Origin of the sequence: Planktothrix pseudagardhii, from assembly GCF_904830925.1 — a bacterium.
GTDB classification, from domain to species: domain Bacteria; phylum Cyanobacteriota; class Cyanobacteriia; order Cyanobacteriales; family Microcoleaceae; genus Planktothrix; species Planktothrix tepida.
The window spans coordinates 3556420-3574794 of sequence record NZ_LR882967.1 but is presented as its reverse complement, the minus strand read 5'-3'; the positions used below and the strand labels follow the sequence as shown (position 1 = coordinate 3574794).

13 protein-coding genes and 2 pseudogenes are annotated in these 18375 nt (G+C 37.4%); 9 read left to right on the top strand and 6 right to left on the bottom strand.

All coding sequences use genetic code 11. The annotated features are described in order from the left end of the window. The first annotated feature begins 79 nt into the window (after window positions 1-79). Complete coding sequence (gene polA / locus NMK36_RS15075) at window positions 80-2965, top strand: DNA polymerase I (RefSeq protein ID WP_254174086.1); 2886 nt, start codon at window positions 80-82, stop codon at window positions 2963-2965. A 24-nt stretch (window positions 2966-2989) separates the two neighbouring features. On the opposite strand, the gene NMK36_RS15070 is transcribed toward polA, so the two are convergent. The 4 genes from NMK36_RS15070 to NMK36_RS15055 form a co-directional block, all read right to left on the bottom strand. Next, complete coding sequence (locus tag NMK36_RS15070; protein ID WP_254174085.1) at window positions 2990-4531, bottom strand: phospholipase D-like domain-containing protein; 1542 nt, start codon at window positions 4529-4531, stop codon at window positions 2990-2992. 10 nt (window positions 4532-4541) lie between these two features. Beyond that, entirely contained in the window at window positions 4542-4904 is a 363-nt protein-coding gene (gene mazF, locus NMK36_RS15065) for an endoribonuclease MazF (RefSeq protein ID WP_254174084.1), read from the bottom strand. Between the two features lie 6 nt (window positions 4905-4910). Further along, the gene (locus tag NMK36_RS15060) at window positions 4911-5120 is read right to left on the bottom strand and encodes a hypothetical protein (RefSeq protein ID WP_254174083.1); all 210 of its coding nucleotides are present in this window, start codon (window positions 5118-5120) and stop codon (window positions 4911-4913) included. Between the two features lie 82 nt (window positions 5121-5202). Further along, window positions 5203-7593, bottom strand: a complete 2391-nt coding sequence (locus tag NMK36_RS15055; RefSeq protein WP_254174082.1) for a DEAD/DEAH box helicase — start codon at window positions 7591-7593, stop codon at window positions 5203-5205. Window positions 7594-7675: 82 nt separating this feature from the next. Here NMK36_RS15055 and NMK36_RS15050 point away from each other — a divergent pair. The 3 genes and pseudogenes from NMK36_RS15050 to NMK36_RS15040 form a co-directional block, all read left to right on the top strand. Further along, a pseudogene (locus NMK36_RS15050) lies at window positions 7676-7816 on the top strand (IS701 family transposase); the annotation flags it as partial. A 112-nt stretch (window positions 7817-7928) separates the two neighbouring features. Continuing rightward, window positions 7929-9422 carry an IS5 family transposase gene (locus NMK36_RS15045; RefSeq protein ID WP_254173932.1) on the top strand — a complete coding sequence of 498 codons (1494 nt, stop codon included), beginning with the start codon at window positions 7929-7931 and terminating at the stop codon, window positions 9420-9422. 42 nt (window positions 9423-9464) lie between these two features. After that, window positions 9465-10670 (top strand): annotated as a pseudogene (locus NMK36_RS15040) (IS701 family transposase); the annotation flags it as partial. Between the two features lie 2 nt (window positions 10671-10672). Here the strand turns inward: NMK36_RS15040 and NMK36_RS15035 are convergent. Then, window positions 10673-11773, bottom strand: coding sequence for a serine/threonine protein kinase (locus tag NMK36_RS15035; protein ID WP_254174081.1), 1101 nt, complete (start codon window positions 11771-11773; stop codon window positions 10673-10675). Window positions 11774-11917: 144 nt separating this feature from the next. Here NMK36_RS15035 and NMK36_RS15030 point away from each other — a divergent pair, with 144 nt between their 5' ends. From NMK36_RS15030 to NMK36_RS15010, 5 genes are all read left to right on the top strand, one after another. Continuing rightward, complete coding sequence (locus NMK36_RS15030) at window positions 11918-12307, top strand: hypothetical protein (RefSeq protein WP_072719410.1); 390 nt, start codon at window positions 11918-11920, stop codon at window positions 12305-12307. Window positions 12308-12410: 103 nt separating this feature from the next. Then, a complete protein-coding gene (locus NMK36_RS15025; protein ID WP_254174080.1) occupies window positions 12411-14801 on the top strand; it encodes a GH116 family glycosyl hydrolase in 2391 nt (796 codons plus the stop codon). A gap of 116 nt (window positions 14802-14917) precedes the next feature. Further along, complete coding sequence (locus NMK36_RS15020; RefSeq protein ID WP_254174079.1) at window positions 14918-16678, top strand: ABC transporter ATP-binding protein; 1761 nt, start codon at window positions 14918-14920, stop codon at window positions 16676-16678. Between the two features lie 363 nt (window positions 16679-17041). After that, window positions 17042-17242, top strand: a complete 201-nt coding sequence (locus NMK36_RS15015; RefSeq protein ID WP_072719413.1) for a hypothetical protein — start codon at window positions 17042-17044, stop codon at window positions 17240-17242. A 67-nt stretch (window positions 17243-17309) separates the two neighbouring features. Continuing rightward, entirely contained in the window at window positions 17310-17750 is a 441-nt protein-coding gene (locus NMK36_RS15010; protein ID WP_306341363.1) for a hypothetical protein, read from the top strand. 26 nt (window positions 17751-17776) lie between these two features. Here the strand turns inward: NMK36_RS15010 and NMK36_RS15005 are convergent, their stop codons facing one another. Beyond that, entirely contained in the window at window positions 17777-18334 is a 558-nt protein-coding gene (locus NMK36_RS15005) for a cyclic nucleotide-binding domain-containing protein (RefSeq protein ID WP_072719414.1), read from the bottom strand. Window positions 18335-18375: the final 41 nt, after the last annotated feature.

The window sequence follows — 18375 nt, the reverse complement described above, 5'->3', positions numbered from 1 at the left end:
GATCTTCTTTTATTTTCACCTACAGAGGCAGAAGGCAGATCGTTAGAATAAAGATTGTATTGCGCTTGGATTAAAAACGGTGTTGGAACATCCCCTATTACTTTTGGTTGATGGTCATTCGTTGGCATTTCGTTCCTATTTTGCCTTTGGGAAAAGTCGCCAAGGAGGGTTACGCACGTCAACGGGTATTCCGACCAGTGTTTGTTTTGGGTTTTTGAAGTCATTATTAGACGTTATGGCAAGTCAAAAGCCGGATTATTTAGCGATCGCTTTTGATTTAGGAGTTCCTACGTTTCGTCATGAAGCGGATGAAAATTACAAAGCGGATCGCTCTGAAACGCCTCAAGATTTTATTGAAGATGTGCAGAATTTACAAGCGTTATTACAAGCGTTTGATTTAAGCATTGTTACGGCTCCGGGTTATGAAGCGGATGATGTTTTAGGAACCTTAGCCAACCGGGGAAGCCGGGAAGGATATCGAGTTAAAGTTTTATCGGGAGATCAGGATTTATTTCAATTAATTGATCTTGAAAAACAGATTAGTATTTTACATTTAGAACCGGGCAAAGGTAGTGTTCCTACAGAGTTTTTAGCTCAACAAGTTTATGATAAATTACAGATTTATCCTCATCAGGTGATTGATTATAAGGCATTATGTGGCGATAAATCCGATAATATTCCAGGGGTGAAAGGCATTGGGAAAACTACGGCTGTTAAATTATTAGGAGAATATGGTTCCTTAGAAAATATCTATGCTCATCTTGAGGATATTAAAGGCGCAACTCGCCAAAAATTAGAGGAAGGAAAAGCCGATGCGGATCATTCTCAAACCTTAGCGCGAATTATTCAGGATGTACCTTTAGAGGTTGGTTTAGAAAATTTTAAATTACAAGGGTTTGATGTCGCTAAAATTCAACCTATTTTAGAGAAATTAGCCTTTCAAACATTTTTAGGAAAAATCAATCAAATTCAACAGCAATTTAAAGGAATAATTCAAACAGAAGTTACAGAAAATCCGGTTACTGTTGGGGACGATATCGATTTTTGGACACCGGAAGAAACCACAGCTTACCAAGAGCAAAAACGGTTAAATAGTCCTGTGTCTAACATTAAAGTGCGTTTAATTCAAACTTCAGACGCTTTAGAAGAGTTAGTTGATATTTTAAAACAGCATACTGATGTTAACTATCCCGTTGCTTGGGATACGGAAACCACCTCTTTAGAATTCCTAAAAGCGGAATTAGTTGGAATAGGATGTTGTTGGGGAACAGAAGCAACCGATGTGGCTTATATTCCGTTAAATCATACTCAAGGAACAAATTTAGATAAAGTCCAAACGTTAGATCTTTTACGTCCGATTTTAGAAAGTGATCGCTATCCTAAAACGTTTCAAAATGCTAAATATGATCGGTCAATTTTTAGATCTCAGGGCATTAATTTACAAGGTGTTGTCTTTGATCCAATGTTAGCCGATTATATTTTAAACCCGGAAGCTAATCATAATTTAATTGATTTAAGTCTCAGACATTTAGGATCTGAATTAATCGCTCCTAGTTATGATGAATTAGTTCCTAAAGGGAAAACTATTGCAGATATTAATATTAATCAAGTCGCTGAATATTGCGGAATGCAGGTTTATGTCACTTTTCAATTAGTAGAAAGCATCAAAGCCAAATTGATAGATAAGCCTCATCTGATGAAACTTCTAACCGATGTTGAACAACCTTTAGAATTTGTTTTAGCCGATATGGAATATTGGGGAGTAAATCTCGATATTGAATATTTGCAAACTTTGGCAGAGCAACTCGATAAACAGTTAGAAATTATTGAAAATCAAGCTTATGAACTAGCTGGAGAAAAATTTAATTTAGGTTCTCCTAAACAACTTAGCCAACTGTTATTTGAAAAATTAGAATTAAATACCAAAAAAACGCGCCAAACAAAAACAGGCTATTCAACGGATGTCAATGTTTTAGAAAAATTACAAGGAGATCATCCTATTATTGATGTTATATTAGAATATCGAACTTTAGCGAAACTGAAGTCAACTTATGTGGATGCGTTACCCACAATGGTTGATGCTAAACAACGCATTCATACCAGTTTTAACCAAACCGTTACCGCAACAGGACGGTTATCTTCTTCTAATCCTAATTTACAGAATATTCCGATTAAAACTGAATTTTCTCGAAAAATTAGAAAAGCCTTTACAACGGAACCCAACTGGTTATTAGTATCAGCCGACTATTCCCAAATTGAACTCAGAATTTTAGCTCATTTAAGTCAAGAACCTATTTTATTAGACGCTTATCAAAATAATCAAGATGTTCATACCGTGACCGCTAAATTATTATTTGAAAAAGACACCGTAACATCCGATGAACGACGGTTAGGGAAAACCATTAATTTTGGTGTAATCTATGGAATGGGAGCCCAACGATTTGCACGGGAAGCAAAGGTGAGTAGTGCAGAAGGTAAGCAATTTATTGAACGATTTAACCAACGCTATTCCCAGGTTTTTGCTTATTTAGAAACGGTTAAAAGACAAGCAATTGCTCAAGGGTATGTCGAAACTATATTAGCAAGAAGACGGTATTTTGATTTTCAAGGAAGCAGCTTAAACAATTTAAAAGGAGTTGATATTAATTCCATTGATTTAAGCCAATTAGGAAAAAAAATGGGTCAAAATGATGCCCAACTATTAAGAGCCGCTGCTAACGCTCCTATTCAAGGTTCTAGTGCTGATATTATTAAAATGGCAATGGTACAAGTGCATCAATTATTAACTCAATATCAGTCTCGATTAGTATTACAAGTTCATGATGAATTAGTGTTTGAAATTCCTGAGACGGAATGGGAAGAAATTCAACCCAAAATTAAGACTATTATGGAACAAGTGCTTCCTTTAAGTGTGCCTTTGGTTGTAGATATTCACGCGGGACAAAATTGGATGGAAGCGAAATAATGATTTTCTATAAAGCAGCCTAGATCAAGTAGATTTTGTATTAATTATTCGAGATCTATAGCTATCAAAAAGTTCATCAATTTTTTGGGGGTCAGATACAAGTGTTCCCCGTTCATCTCGAAAGGTGCGATCGCGATCGCCCTTAAAAGAAAGCCAATTAAAACTTGTTGTAACAGCAAATTTTCCATCAGATATGAGGATTTTTGCGTGGGTATCTCCAAGACGTTTAAGGATAAAATTACCTTGGTACTGATTTGCTAATTTTTCAAGATTTTTCTCAGCTTGAATATCAGATTTTGAATTTTTATCATCGTTTTCTCCTAAACCGTACCCAATCAAAACTTGTACTCCCCGTTTGAGAAGATTTTCAAACTGTTGAATAAACTTTTTATCCACAGAACTTGCTCGAATCCAAGGAGAGATAATCATTAAACGTTTTTGACTCTCTTTAAGTGCTTGTTCGAGGATAGGACGGTGTTCGTACATTTCTAGCCATCGCATCGGAACTGAAGCTAGAATAGAATCAAGTTGAGCTTGAAGTTCTTTTATTTGCTGTTGTGCTTCTTGAAGCTTTTGATCAAGAATGAGTTTTTCCTGATCATCTTCAGTTTGTTCAAGAGTATTTTGAGTTGTTTGTATTTTTTCTTCTATTTGAGCTTGAGCAGCAAAAACTTTTTCCTTAATCGCTTCAATTTCTTGTAAAGGAGCTTGAGCAACAAATTCATATCCTAAAACTGCTTCAGCTAACTTTCGGGGTGCGCTCTCTTTTAGGTTTTCTAATATCTGAAGTTTTTTGATTCCATTAGTACGATCAAAAATTTCTTCATGATCATTAGAAATAACATCATCAATCGCAAAAGATACCTGAATATTATCACTATCTTTCGCCTTATAAATTAGCATCAAAGCCGGTTGAAAAAATATCGACCTGCGCTCAATAGCTTTCAAGGCTAAAAGGTCTCGCTCTTGCTTAACTCTGGCTTTGCTGGCTCCATCAATCTGGCGAATAATTTTGTCTACATCTTTGAGTTTAAGATCGGAAATTTCTGGTGACTTTTTCGGAAAGGGGTCAATTTCTATAATGTCTTGATCACGCAAATCTTTTTGCTTAAGTAAACGTGACTCTAACTTTCCGTACCAACGAGGATACCGTAAAAGTCCATCAAAATTGATATCAAATGTTCGCTCTTCTGGAACAATAATTTTAGCCTCGCGGAGTGTTCCTTCACCTTTTTTCGTCAACTTCCAAACCTGTATCTGAGAGCCATCAGGAGCTATGAGGTCTATATCCTCACTCATCCTTAAATTGATCATTGCATCCCTGACAATAGGCAATTCAATGCCAAGAAATCCAGCAATATCCGTTTCAGAGGATAAACCAGCATTAATCGATTTCAAGACATATTCTTCTATTGGTGGAATTGGTTTATGCAGTTGAGTTAGAGCTTGAACAGTAATTTTATAAACAGGTAAACCGACTTGTTTACAACTCACTAAATCGAAGCCTGTACGATTATTGTAGCGACGCAGTTCTTCTGGAGAAAAATCGAGATTTTCTAACTTCATATTTATTTAACTAAATCTCTATTTCGGGTAATAGGTTCATTAATTTAGCAACTACTTCAATTAGGACTTCTGGAGGCATTTTACAAGCAAACTCTGCTTGCCTTGCTTGCCAATCAAAGGATTTAATTTGATCGGCTAAAACAACTCCTGATACTGCTAATCCTTCTGGAATTGCTACTTCAAAAGGATAACCTTTTACTCGGCTAGTAATTGGACAGACTAAAGCTAGTCCAACTCGGCGATTATATGTTGTTTTTGAGATAACAATAGCTGGACGACGACCTGCCTGTTCTCTGCCGATTTGCGGAATAAAGTCAATCCAAATGATATCACCTTGACGAGGAATATACAACTGAGGATTATCAGAATTCATATATTATTATAACCCAATTTCACTATGAATGCTATCAGGTTTGATTGCTTCTAATAATTGCTTCAATTGACTCTCTCTTTGAATTAAACCAGGTAATTTAGCAGCAATAATTTCAATTGCTAAATATTCTATTGATTCTTCTTTTAGGTCAGCTAGTAAAGAGAGTTGCTCAAAAAGGGTTTCCGAAATTTCTAATGTTACTTTGTGGCTATTCATTGAACACCTACTTATTTCGTAATCTACCAGTTTTCAAATGAGTAATATACAGATTATTTACCCGATAAAGGCTATATAGGAATTATAACCCAGGCTCGGTTAAAGCGCAATTTTCAGTGTGACGTTCAATATAATCCAAAACTCGGTGTAATGGATTCTCCTGTGAAGTTCGACAGAAGTAATGATCTCCCACAATTACTAAACCCACTTTACCTCTGGATAAAGCCACATTTAATCGTTCTGCATCACGCAGAAAACCCACTTTACCTTGTCTGTTAGAACGAGTTACAGAATACACGGCAATATCAGCTTCGCGTCCTTGGAAGGCATCTACTGTATTACACTCAACTGTTAATGCTTGCCAATTTTTTAATTCTGAATTAAGGCTACGATTAAGTAATTTTAGCTGTGCTGCATACCCGGTTAAAACAGCGACGCTGTATTTTTTTTCAGCTTGTACTGCTATTTGATTTAGCTGCTTGAGAAACTCAACAATGACTTTTACTTCACAGGTATTGTTAAAGCTAGAATTGACAGACTGTTCACGATAATTTTTAAGTTTTGTTGTGGTTAACCAAGTAACGGGTTTTAGTAATATTTTAGCCAGGTCTTTATCGATATCAGTCCTGGCACTTTTTAGCTGACCCTCATAAAAGCATTCACTGACCAGATCACCAATTGGTGCAACCATCCGATGTTGAATTGTTAACATCTTGTGACACCCATCTGGGAGTGTCCTAAGTAGTCGATCAAATAGGGTTTCTCGAATATCATCCTGAGTCAGTTCGTATTCGTCTAAAAAGTCAGAATTTCTGCTAACTTCATCTTTAAAGGGTGGCAGTTGTTTAGGGTCGCCAACCAATATCCAGCGATGCGATCGCGCCATTGGAACTAATACTTCTGTCGCCGTAGCTTTTGAAGCTTCATCAACAATACACAGGTCAAATTCTATGTCTTGAATCTCTCTAGGAATTCCGATACAAGTCCCAGCTATTACTTGCGATCGCTTAATTAAAGGTATATTGAATTTGTCATTTCGACCAAACTGCTCAAACCATTCTGTTTGAATTTTTAGCAAGTTTTGTAGCATTTTTGAATCTGAATTATTTTGATCAATGAGTTGATTAATCTGTTCTTGTATCTCCTCAACCGATAATCTCAAAAGTTGATTGATACTACTTCTAGTTAATTCTTTTAAGCGCTTGGCTTTTTCTTTCTGTTGCTGTCGTGCTTCTTTTAACTGCTGACGTAGAATGTTAATTTCCACTTCAATACTTTGACATTCCTCTAGCTTATCTTTGGGAATATGAGTTTCTAACAATGAATCTGGATTTTCTATGTCGTAATTTATTGCTAGAATTTCATCTAAATCCTGTTTCCAGGCATTAACTTCTTCCCTGAAAGTTTCAATTTTTATTCCCAGATTTCTCATTTCTTGAAATAGTGTGGCTATTTCACTGTTATGCCCAGAAATACCTCGTTGTGCTGACCAATTATCAATAAATTCCTGTCCTTTAGCGATCGCCGACTCTCTCCATTGTTCCATTTGTTCTTCCAGTAACAGAGAATGAACATTTTCTGATACCCTTTCATGGTTGCCAATTCGCAACAATTTTAAGTGAGGATCTTTAGCTTTAATTCGTTCTAAGGCGTTATCTAGTGCAACATGAGTTTGTGAACTCAGCAAAATTCTAGTCTCAGGTTTTTGATTAAGAATTTGCAGAACAACTTCTGTAATAAATGTTGTCTTTCCTGTTCCTGGTGGCCCTTGAACAATTAGAAAATCTTCTGTAGAAAGTGCCGCTTTGACAACTTGTTCCTGTGATTCATTCAGAGATTGAATAAATTGTAAATCAACTTCTAAATCAGGAATACGAACTTCTTGGGGATTGACAAGTAATTGGCGAATATCTGAACGGACTCCCCTATCAAATCTAATCGCATCCAGGGCATTTTTTTGTCGATTTAGGGCAACTTCAGCAGCACGAGTATCAAAACGTAATTCTCCAGATTGTGGGAGTCTTTCTGATTCTCCATATTTAATATAAAGAGTCAATTTGTCACCGATAACTTGCTCAATATCTCCCCCCAAGATGCTAATTCCTTTGGGGTTTGTCACATGGCGTGGTTGTCCAGCTAAATCATCTTCTGGAAGTTCTGATAATTCAAAGGTAACGCGGTTTCCATCACGAGTACAGCCTTCGTATTTAATCGGTTTCTCTCTATTTTTTTCCCAATCACCCTTCGCTCTAAGAATATCCCACCAAACTTGAAATATTCGTTGCTTTTCTTTCTCATCTTCCTGTTCTTTTAAGTTATCTTCATGCTCTATAACTGCATCCTCTAAATCCCGAATTACATCTTCTGCTTCATATAAATTACGTGGCTTTCCAAATCTGAACTCGTAGGGAAGAATCCAAGAACGTTCTCGACGTTGTTCTAATTGCCAGTAAGAAGTAGACCAAGCATTCAAAATAACTATCCCTCTTCTGTCAGTCTCCGAGGAGTAAAATTAGAAAATAAACCAGATGGGTAGCTAGAAGGGGGATAGGGTAATGGATGTAGAATTACAGATGCTCAAACATTTAGCCCGAGATGCACAACCAACAGTTTCAGTGATTGATGAATATTGTCAAGGTTATAAAGACCTATTCCCAGAAGTGAGAAGTTACGAATGTTTTAAATACTTAGGGCTTGCTGAAAAAAGGCGAAAAGCCAGAACAGGCGGGAGGAGAAGACAAGAAAAAATGAATCAGGTGCAAGGGATGGGTGTAAAATAGCGCAAAAACCTGGCAGGAGTTGGGGAAAATGTACCGTAAAGACGAACAACAGAAAACACCACCCGAAGAGTTCAAACTGCCATTTGAGGGAAAACTCTCAGAAGAGAATCGCTGGGTAATCATGGCTCAATGGATACCGTGGGAAGAATTTGAAGTGGAATATGCAGAATTATTCTCATCTGTGATGGGAGCACCCGCCAAAACATTTAGAATGGCATTAGGAGCCTTAATCATTAAAGAAAAATTAGGGATAAGCGACCGAGAAACAGTAGAACAAATCAAAGAAAATCCCTACTTGCAGTATTTTATCGGGTTGTCAGAATACAGGAACGAAGCTCCATTTGATGCCTCAATGTTAGTGCACTTTCGGACGAGAATCAATGTAAATTTAGTGAATAAAGTTAATCGGTTAATGGTCAAAAGAATGCGAGAGGCGAGTTCCGAGCCAGCCTCAGAAAATCAATCAGAAGCTGAAGAGGGAAGTGAGAGGAAAAACCGAGGAAAATTAATAGCTGATGCGACTTGTGCACCTGCGGATATCACATATCCAACAGACTTAAAAATTTTAAATAAAGCCAGAGAACAGACAGAAAAAATCATTGATAGTTTGCATAAAAGTCGTCAGGATAAATCAGAAAAGAAACCAAGAACTTATCGAAAAACAGCCAGAAAAGACTACCTAGAAGTAGCCAAACAACGCCGACCTTCCCGACAAAAAAGACGAAAAGCAGTTAAAAAACAACTGCAATATATTAAACGAAACTTAGGACATATAGACCAACTCATCGACAATGGAGCAACGCTAGATTGCTTAAATAACAAGCAATATAAGAGTTTATTAGTAATATCAGAAGTTTACCGTCAACAGCAATGGATGTATGAGAATAACAAACAGAGCATTTCCGATAGAATCGTCAGTTTGAGCCAACCTCATATTCGTCCGATTGTGCGAGGTAAAGCCGGAACGTCAGTAGAATTTGGTGCTAAATTGTCTGCGAGTTGTCTGGATGAATATGTATTTCTTGACCGGATTAGTTGGGATAATTTTAACGAATCCTGTGATTTAAAAACACAAATAGAGGCTTTTAAAGAATACACGGGGCATTATCCTGAATCAGTCCATGTAGATAAAATTTACCGGACTAGAGACAACCGAGCTTGGTGTAAAGACAGAGGAATTAGAATCAGTGGCCTCCCATTAGGGAGACCGTCAGCAAATCTTAGTAAAGCTACTAAGAAACAGGCGTTAGAGGATGAAAAAATTCGGAATTCCATTGAGGGGAAATTTGGCCAAGGGAAAAGAAGATTTAGCCTGAATCGGATTATGAATAAACTAGCTCATACTTCCGAAACAGCAATTGCTATTACTTTTTTAGTCATGAATCTCTCTGTGATTCTTAGACGGATTTTTAGGTCAATTTTTTTGTTCAATTACTTTTTTCGAGTTATTGATTACCAGAATTTATCTGTTAACTCCTTATCTCAAAAAAAACTTATTTATCCTTCTGACTCCATTTGCTAGTTAATCATTCTTTTGCTTTTCTGTTACTTTTTCAGCAAGCCCTACTTACATCTAGGAATTATCTCACCAATTCCGAGAAAATCTTTACCGGAAATTGCTAAAATAGTAGGAATTAGGTCGCCACAATCACTGCATCATTTCTTAGCCAATTCGCCTTGGTCAGCAAGGGAATTAAAGGAAAGAAGATTAGCCCGAACTCTAAAAGCATTGAAAGGAGAGAAGATTATAGTAATAATTGATGAGACAGGAGATAGGAGAAAGGGAAAAAAAACCGACTATATAGCTAGACAATACTTGGGAAGTGTGGGCAAAACAGATCGGGGAATAGTATCAGTTAATGCTTACGGTGTTTATAAAAATATAACCTTTCCTTTAGTGTTTAGAGTATTTAAACCCAAAGGAACATTAAAAGAAGGAGATGTCTACAAAACTAAGATTGAAATCGCATCAGAAATTCTAACAGAATTGGTTGATTGGGGATTTCAGATTGAATTGGTATTAGCAGATAGCCTTTATGGTGAAAGTAGTTCGTTTATCAGTACATTAGATCAATTTCAAATTCCTTGGGTACTAGCAATAAGAAGTAATCATGGAGTCTGGATGTCAAGCGAGCAGAAAGTTAGAGCCAACAAATGGTGTAAATTTGAGAGGATTTTTAGCAATCAAGAATCAGAAACCAGATATATTAGAGAAATCATATTTGGGAAAAGAAGTACAAGAACCTATTGGGAAATTACCACAGATCCAGAAACGATGCCAGAAACATCAACTTCGTTTGTCATGACAAATTTAACAGAGAAGAGAAGCCAGATGAAAAAGACATTAGGTAATTTATACGGGTTAAGAACATGGGTGGAATATGGATTTCGACAATGTAAACAAGAACTGGGTTGGACTGATTATCGGTTGACGGATTTTCCCGATATAGAAAAATGGTGGGAAATCATTTTCTGTGTGTATTTAATGATTAGTTTCAACTCCGAAGTTTTCCGGTCTTTAAGTCAAGGCAGTCCCCGAGAATCTGAGAGCAAAAAAAACACCACCGATTGCTCAACTCATCAACAATGGAATCACAAAGAGGGATGGAAAAATGTTTTAAATAATCTGCGTTTAATAATTCAGCCTACTATTATATTGTGGTTGATTGTCCCGTGGCTAGATATTTTTCCCGACCGCCATTTATTAGTGGGTTTTCATAAATTAATTGAGAATATTAATCAATTTCAATCTTATTTTCCCAATGGATAACTCTACTTTTTATTACTTGTTGATTTCGGAGAGTGACAGAAGAGGGATAGGTGCTGTCGTTGGTTTTGATCTATCTTTATATGATATCGATAGGAAATACCATAAATTTCGTAGTGATCTTCACGGGACGCAGCATCGTTGGTGTCGTCCTTAAATTTAAAGGGACGAATGCCACAACCAGATTCATTATTGATATCTTCAAGGATAAGATTCTTGATCTCAACTTCTGAAGAAATCTTCAATTCATTCCTAAGTCGTTCTAAGCACCTTGGTGTAAGCTCAATAAAGCAAGGACGTTTTTTAATTTCTCCTGTTTTTGTCTTTCTTTGAATAGCATTAATTTCAGCTAACAATACATCTGCATTATGCTGACGCTCTGCGGGGTCTAAGGAAACAGCACGCTCGATTACTTCTACGATTTCAGAGGGTGCATTAAACGCTTTTAGAGCGCTGGGAATATTATTATGTTCTGTTAGTTCAATATTAGTTAAACACTTCAAAACCAATACACCAAAACTGAAAACATCGCGGGTGTAAGTATAGGAACCATCATCAAATTCTGGCGGCGTGAATGTACGCGATACAAAGTCTTTGAGTGTAATATTGGGTTCCAAATATCTTTTAAGCTTAGATATGCCAAAGTCAGCAAGTTTAAGTTTACCGTCACTTCCTACTAAAATATTGCTAGGTTTAATATCCCGGTGTATTATTCCGCGATTATGGGAAAATGCTAAAGCTTCCAATGTGGGTAAGGCTATTGCTTTCCAAAATGAATCCCAATCTTCCGGGGGAGATTCTTTTAAAAGTGTTGTTAAATCTTTCTCCATCCACTCCAGAACCAGAAAATAATTCCCCGTAGTTTCATCCTTTCCAGAATCAAGGAGTTCCACAATTCTAGGGTGTTTTAACTCTTGGAGAGCTAGGGTTTCACGTCTGAAGGATTCGGCTAGAAAATCTGCTTCAATTTGTCCATTTTTGAATTCTTTTACCACAACTAGCCGTTCTTCTTGGTTGTAGTCTCTTGCGCGGTAGACATCTGCCATTCCACCTGATCGTGGGTTGGGGGATAGAGCATAGCGATCGTTGATGAAGCGAGGTGGCATAACTTAGCTATCAATAGAAGACATTTGTTTATTTATAACACAAATTACATTTTTAAGTCATCAAGCCTTTCTACTGTTAATCATCCGAAATCCTCAAGGATGCGGTGGTAGATTTAGAGTAATCCCTGAATCAATCAGTTGAAAATGAAACGATCTCAAAAACCTTGGCAAATTGCTTGTTTTCTCTATTTTTTGTTGTTATTATTAATTGTAATTACAGCAGATCTAGGAAATTTACCCTATAGTTTATTAGAACAAATTCCCTATTATGATGTCTATGGACACTTTATTTTATATGGAATTGCCTCTTTTTTAACTCATTTAGCCTGGGGAGGAAAAAAGATTATCATTTATCCCCTATTTTTTCCCCTAGGGCCATTTGTTTTTGCCCTAGTCACTATCGCAGAAGAAATGATGCAAACTCTTTTTCCCAGTCGTACCTTTAGTTTACTCGATTTAAGCTCAAGTTTAATTGGGATTATTCTATTTTATTATTTAGCAGAATTATGGATTTTTTATCATAAAAAAAACTGAGGGAATAAAATTACCCTTGCTTATTTAACTCAATTATGAGAAAATTCAAAACATCCCAAACGGGGAATTGAGTTTTGTTAAAATAGCATAATCCCTTAACCGCATGACCCATTCTAGCCCTATTAACAATATTCCTGAGTCTACTTGGAGTCGTCCCATTGGTTTAGGGTGGGAAAAACCTTATACCGTTCGCTACGCCAGTAATTTAGATGATGGCCCTTGGCACGGAATGCCGTTAGGGGGGTTGGGTGCAGGTTGCATTGGACGGTCTTCACGGGGAGATTTTAACCTTTGGCATTTGGACGGGGGAGAACATATTTTTAGAAATCTTCCCGCTTGTCAATTTAGTATTTTTGAAGAAATCAACGGTCAAAAAAAAGCTTACGCTTTATCAACAGAACCGCCAGAAGATGGGAGTTTAGCGGCGTGGAATTGGTATCCTAATCCTAAAAATTATCCTGAACAAACAGGAACCTATCATGCGTTATATCCTCGCAGTTGGTTTGTTTATGAAAATGTATTTTCAGCACAATTAACTTGTGAACAATTTTCTCCAGTTTGGGCAAAAAATTATCAAGAAAGTAGTTATCCTATTGCAATTTTTGAATGGATAGCTCACAACCCAACGGATGAACCGATTACCTTAAGTATATTATTAACCTGGGAAAATACGATTGGATGGTTTACCAATAGTTTAGCGAGTCCTGAAGTCAAAGTCAGAGATGATGGCAGTCCGGTTTATGAATATCAACCCCGATGGGGAAATAGTGCCGGAAGTGTTAATCGATTAGTTGAAGATTTTCATCGTATTGGCTGTTTAATGACTCGTCTAAGTACCCATGAAGAGGTGCGGGAAGGGGAAGGACAAATGGCAATTGCCACCATTATAAATCCTGCGGTTGAAGTGTATTATCAAACCCGTTGGAACCCTATAGGAAATGGGGAAGATATTTGGCAATATTTTGCTGAAGATGGCACATTATTAGATCAAGAAAGTGAACATCCGGCCAAAGAAGATGAACGACTTGCAGTTGCTTTAGCAGTTAAATTTACAATTCGACCGGGAAAAACTCGCAAAATTCCATTTTATTTAGCCTGGGATTTACCTATTACTGAATTTGCATCAGGAATTAATTATTATCGTCGTTATACTGATTTTTTTGGTCGGAATGGTCACAATGCTTGGTCAATGATTCGCACAGCGATGAAGCATTCTGATACTTGGCGAGAACAGATTGAACTGTGGCAAAACCCAATTTTACAACGTCAAGATTTACCCAATTGGTTTAAAATGGCACTCTTTAATGAGCTATATTTACTCACGGATGGAGGTGCACTTTGGACTGCGGCAGATGAACGTGATCCTATCGGTCAATTTGCAGTTTTAGAATGTTTAGATTATCGCTGGTATGAAAGTTTAGATGTGCGTTTATATGGATCATTTTCTCTTTTAATGTTATGGCCAGAGTTAGAAAAATCCATATTAATTGCCTATTCCCGTGCGATTTATCAAGGCGATAATACCCCGCGAATTATTGGTTATAATCAAGCCTCTGCAATTCGTAAAGCCGTCGGTGCAACTCCCCATGATTTAGGCGCGCCCAATGAACATCCTTGGGAAAAAACCAATTACACCAGTTATCAAGATTGTAACCTTTGGAAGGATTTACCTTGTGATTTTGTGTTGCAAGTTTATCGAGATTTTCGATTAACGGGGGGAACAGATTATGAGTTTTTAAAAGATTGTTGGTCAGCGATGGTTGAAACCCTAAATTATCTGAAAACCTTTGATTTAGATCAAGATTCAATTCCCGAAAATAGTGGCGCACCTGATCAAACTTTTGATGATTGGAGATTACAGGGAATTAGTGCCTATTGCGGGGGGTTATGGTTAGCAGCATTAGAAGCGATGATTGCTATGGGGAAAGCGTTAGAAAAGGAAGCCGTTACCCCGTCTCCTAAAAGCGTTCTTCCGACCTATCAAGCTTGGTTAGAAACGGCTAAACCTTTGTATCAAAAAAACCTTTGGAATGGTCAATATTATCGTTTGGATAGTGGTAGTGGCTCTGATGTGGTCATGGCAGATCAATTATGTGGTCAATTCTATGCTAGATTATTAGAATTACCGGATATTGTTCCTGCTGATTGTACAATTTCGGCTTTAAAAAACGTTTATGATTCCTGTTTTAAAAAGTTTCATAATGGACAATTCGGCGCAGCTAATGGTGTTAGACCGACGGGAGAAGCGGTTAATCCTCAAGATACCCATCCCTTAGAAGTTTGGACAGGAATTAATTTTGGGTTAGCCGCGTTTTTCTTACAAATGGGAATGAAAGCGGAAGCGTTAGAATTAACGGAAGTTGTCGTTAAACAAATCTATGAAAATGGTTTACAATTTCGTACACCCGAAGCCATTACAGCCGTTGGCACATTTCGCGCCAGTCATTATTTAAGAGCGATGGCAATTTGGGCAATTTATTATCAATACTTATAACCTCAAAGACACGAAGACACGAACAAGGATAATTCAAGTGAAGTCTTTTCCTCCCTGTTCCCTGTTCCCTGCTCTAAAATATGATAGGTTAAAAAAGGTGTTTTGGCGATCGCAACTTGAAACAAAAACAACCTTCTAGCTACCGGGAATTAATTCCTTATATTCGCACCCAAGGACAAACCATTGCTAAAGCATTAGTTTGTACCCTTGCCTTTACCGTATTCTGGCCGTTATTAGCGTGGTTAGCGGGGCAAATGGCGGGGTATATTGGGGCTGGAAATGTCTCCGCCATTGCTCAATTAGCCGGAGTGGCGGCGGTGGTTTTTCTAGTGCGGGGAACGGTACAATATGGTCAAGATACCTTGATGGCAAAAGCTGCCTTAACGATTTCTTTGGAATTAAGAAAACAAGTTTATCGTCATTTACAACGGCTGAATATTGGCTATTTTGAAACCGCTAAAACCGGGGATCTCGCCTATCGCCTCACGGAAGATATTGACCGCATTGGCGAAGTAATTAATAAATTTTTCCATCAATTTGTTCCCTGTATTTTGCAGTTAATTGTAGTTTTGGGATATATGATTTATCTCAACTGGCAATTAACCCTCGCTACGTTAATTATTGCCCCGTTTATGGCAGTATTAATTGGTTGGTTTGGCGAAAAATTATTAACCTTTACTCGCCATAGCCAAAACCGAGTTTCTAATTTAGCAGCGTTATTAACAGAAGTGTTTGGAGGAATTCGGTTAGTCCAAGCGTTTGCGGCGGAAGAATATGAAATTAATCGCTTTAGTTTAGAAGCCGAACAAAATCGCAAAGCCAAATATTTAGCCGAACAAGTTAAGGCGTTACAATTTGTGGTGGTTGGCTTTTTAGAAGCCATGAGTGTAATTTTATTATTCTTTTTAGGAGGATGGCAAATCTCCCAAGGGAATTTAACGGGAAGTGGGTTTATTAGTTATATTGCGGCGGTGGCGTTATTAATAGATCCCATCTCTTTAACTACGAGTAATTATAGTGATTTTAAACAAGGTCAAGCTTCTTGCGATCGCATTTTTGAACTGTTAGCCGTGCAGCCAACGGTTCTTGAAAAACCTAATGCTTTTATTTTACCCCATGTGACCGGGAAAGTCGAATATTATAACGTTAATTTTACTTATCCTAAAACGGATTTTTCTCAAAGTCAAGATCACAATAAACCGGTTTTACAGAATCTCAATTTATGTGTTAAACCGGGGGAAATGGTGGCTTTAGTGGGGCCGTCGGGGGCTGGAAAAACAACATTAGTGAGTTTATTACCCCGATTTTATGATCGCCAGTCAGGAACTATTAAAATTGATGATATTGATATTCAAGATGTCACCTTAAAAAGTCTCCGGCGACAAATTGGGATTGTTCCCCAAGATATTACCTTATTTTCAGGAACCATTGCTCAAAATATTGCCTTTGGTCAAGCTTATTATGAATTAAAAGATATCGAAGAAGCTGCAAAAATTGCCAATGCTGATTCGTTTATTATGCAGTTTCCGAATGGCTATCAAACGATTGTTGGAGAACGAGGAGTAAATTTATCCGGGGGACAACGACAACGAATTGCCATTGCTAGGGCTGTTTTATTAAATCCCAGAATCTTAATTTTAGATGAAGCCACATCAGCCTTAGATTCAGAATCAGAAGCCTTAGTTCAAGAAGCTTTAGAACGATTAATGCAGAATCGAACCGTTTTTATTATTGCTCATCGTTTGGCAACGGTTAGACGTGCTACTCGAATTTTAGTCTTAGAACAAGGTCAAATTGTGGAATCAGGAACCCATCAAGAGCTATTAGAAAAAGGTGAACGTTATGCTTTATTTTATGCTCAACAATTTGATTCATAAACTAAACCTTTAAACTGCAATCCTTGAGATTAAAACAAGTTTTTAACCTCTTGTTAACCCCTAATCCCCTATTTTTATCTGTTTTGAGCAAAAATTCTATCTTGAGATAGAGGATAAATTACCAAATATTTTTCAATCTAGTGATATCCTTTCCAATCTTTCCGCCTAGGACAGTTAAATTTTCTGTCCTTTGTTATCTTATTAGGGAAACCAGGGTTTTATCGATTAAGTTTCAGGAGTCAATCTTTAACAAAAAGTTTCAAGTTGTGGTTTTTTCAAAAGAGCCAGCTTTTAAACTGTCCATGTTGAGTTGTCAAACCTGTTGATCTCAGCTAACTTAAATTCAAGTCAATTATTTTAATTATGCTGCAAGAACGCCCGATAATTTCCCCTTTATATCGCCAATCTCAACAAAGACGGCAGCGCCTTGAAAAAATAGAACAAATATTAATTGACATTCATCAACGCTTAAATACCATGACTGATGAGAACCGCAAGCTCATAGAAACCCTAGAATTTAATTCTCGAATTGATTGGATTCAAAAAAAGTTAGGTCAATTATGAGTTCGTTAAAAATTTCTTCTGCTATAAGTGAAAGCTGTTCTAAAATTGACCCATGAGGACAGTCCTCATGCAACAGCAGATAGGGGTTAAAAAGCAGGAGGCCGAAATGGGATTAAACCCTTCGCCAGATGATTCAACGTTTAATGCTCAAGTGCAAAAATTGCATCGACTCACCGTTTACACCCGATGGTTAGTCATTGGAATTTTGTGGATTACCGTAGCGCCTTTAAGTATGTGGGCGTTGCGCGGAGAAATTGCCCTTTGGCAAAACCATTTTACTTGGTCGGCGGTTCGTTATGGTTTAGCTTATAATCGTTTTGCCGCTTTGGGGTTGGGGTTGTGTATAGGTCTGACAACAGCAACGTTAGTCTGGCATAGTCGCAACATTTTATTCGGGGTTTCTCCCGCCTATCAACACCGTTTAGAACAGCAAGTCTTTAAAATTCTGAAACAGGGGCCAACTCATCCCTTTTGGAAGTGGATTAGTTCAACCCAGGATGACCCCTAGTTGCTACTCTCAAAATAGTTGATGTTTTATTCTCTAGCTCGAAGATTTTGAACTAACCAATTAAATTTAGCTTGAGCTAAAACTAAAAATTCTTTGGTCTGTTCACTAAATTCTTCAGGTTCTAGTACATCTATTTCATATTCTGTCAGATCATCATAACCTAAACGTCGAATTGTGCCTCGCATCCGACTGGCTAAACATAGGGATAAACCATGATAAAATCGGGCAGCAAATTTAGAATCATGGTGAAGTTTGCTATTGAGATCAAAACGAGAAATAGCTAAAACTTGAGTGGTTTCTAAGGCTTTAACCGTTGCTAAAGGTGGGCGACTATCGATAAAAGAAATTTCTCCAACGACTTCCCCTGTCGTAATTTGGGCTAATTCTCGATCTTCTTTCGATCCTATCACCACCGTTAACAATCCACTCAATACAAAATAAAGGGCATTAATGGGGCGTCCTTCATAAATTAACCGTTCGCCTGGGGGCAGTTTTTCTATTTTTGCTTTATTGATAATCCAGCTTAGATCATCATCGCTGAGTCCGCCTAAAAGAAAAAGTGCTTTTTCTGTTTTGTGAGTCATCTTTTAATCATCATCCTAGGAGTAATTAAGAAAAAAATGTT

Coding starts and splice junctions, on each gene's coding strand:
- NMK36_RS15060 (WP_254174083.1), bottom strand. CDS start 5,120: ATGAATAGCCACAAAGTAACATTAGAAATTTCGGAAACCCTTTTTGAG.
- NMK36_RS15025 (WP_254174080.1), top strand. CDS start 12,411: ATGACCCATTCTAGCCCTATTAACAATATTCCTGAGTCTACTTGGAGT.
- NMK36_RS15015 (WP_072719413.1), top strand. CDS start 17,042: ATGCTGCAAGAACGCCCGATAATTTCCCCTTTATATCGCCAATCTCAA.
- NMK36_RS15010 (WP_306341363.1), top strand. CDS start 17,310: ATGCAACAGCAGATAGGGGTTAAAAAGCAGGAGGCCGAAATGGGATTA.
- NMK36_RS15070 (WP_254174085.1), bottom strand. CDS start 4,531: ATGAAGTTAGAAAATCTCGATTTTTCTCCAGAAGAACTGCGTCGCTAC.
- NMK36_RS15045 (WP_254173932.1), top strand. CDS start 7,929: ATGTACCGTAAAGACGAACAACAGAAAACACCACCCGAAGAGTTCAAA.
- NMK36_RS15005 (WP_072719414.1), bottom strand. CDS start 18,334: ATGACTCACAAAACAGAAAAAGCACTTTTTCTTTTAGGCGGACTCAGC.
- mazF (WP_254174084.1), bottom strand. CDS start 4,904: ATGAATTCTGATAATCCTCAGTTGTATATTCCTCGTCAAGGTGATATC.
- NMK36_RS15035 (WP_254174081.1), bottom strand. CDS start 11,773: ATGCCACCTCGCTTCATCAACGATCGCTATGCTCTATCCCCCAACCCA.
- NMK36_RS15030 (WP_072719410.1), top strand. CDS start 11,918: ATGAAACGATCTCAAAAACCTTGGCAAATTGCTTGTTTTCTCTATTTT.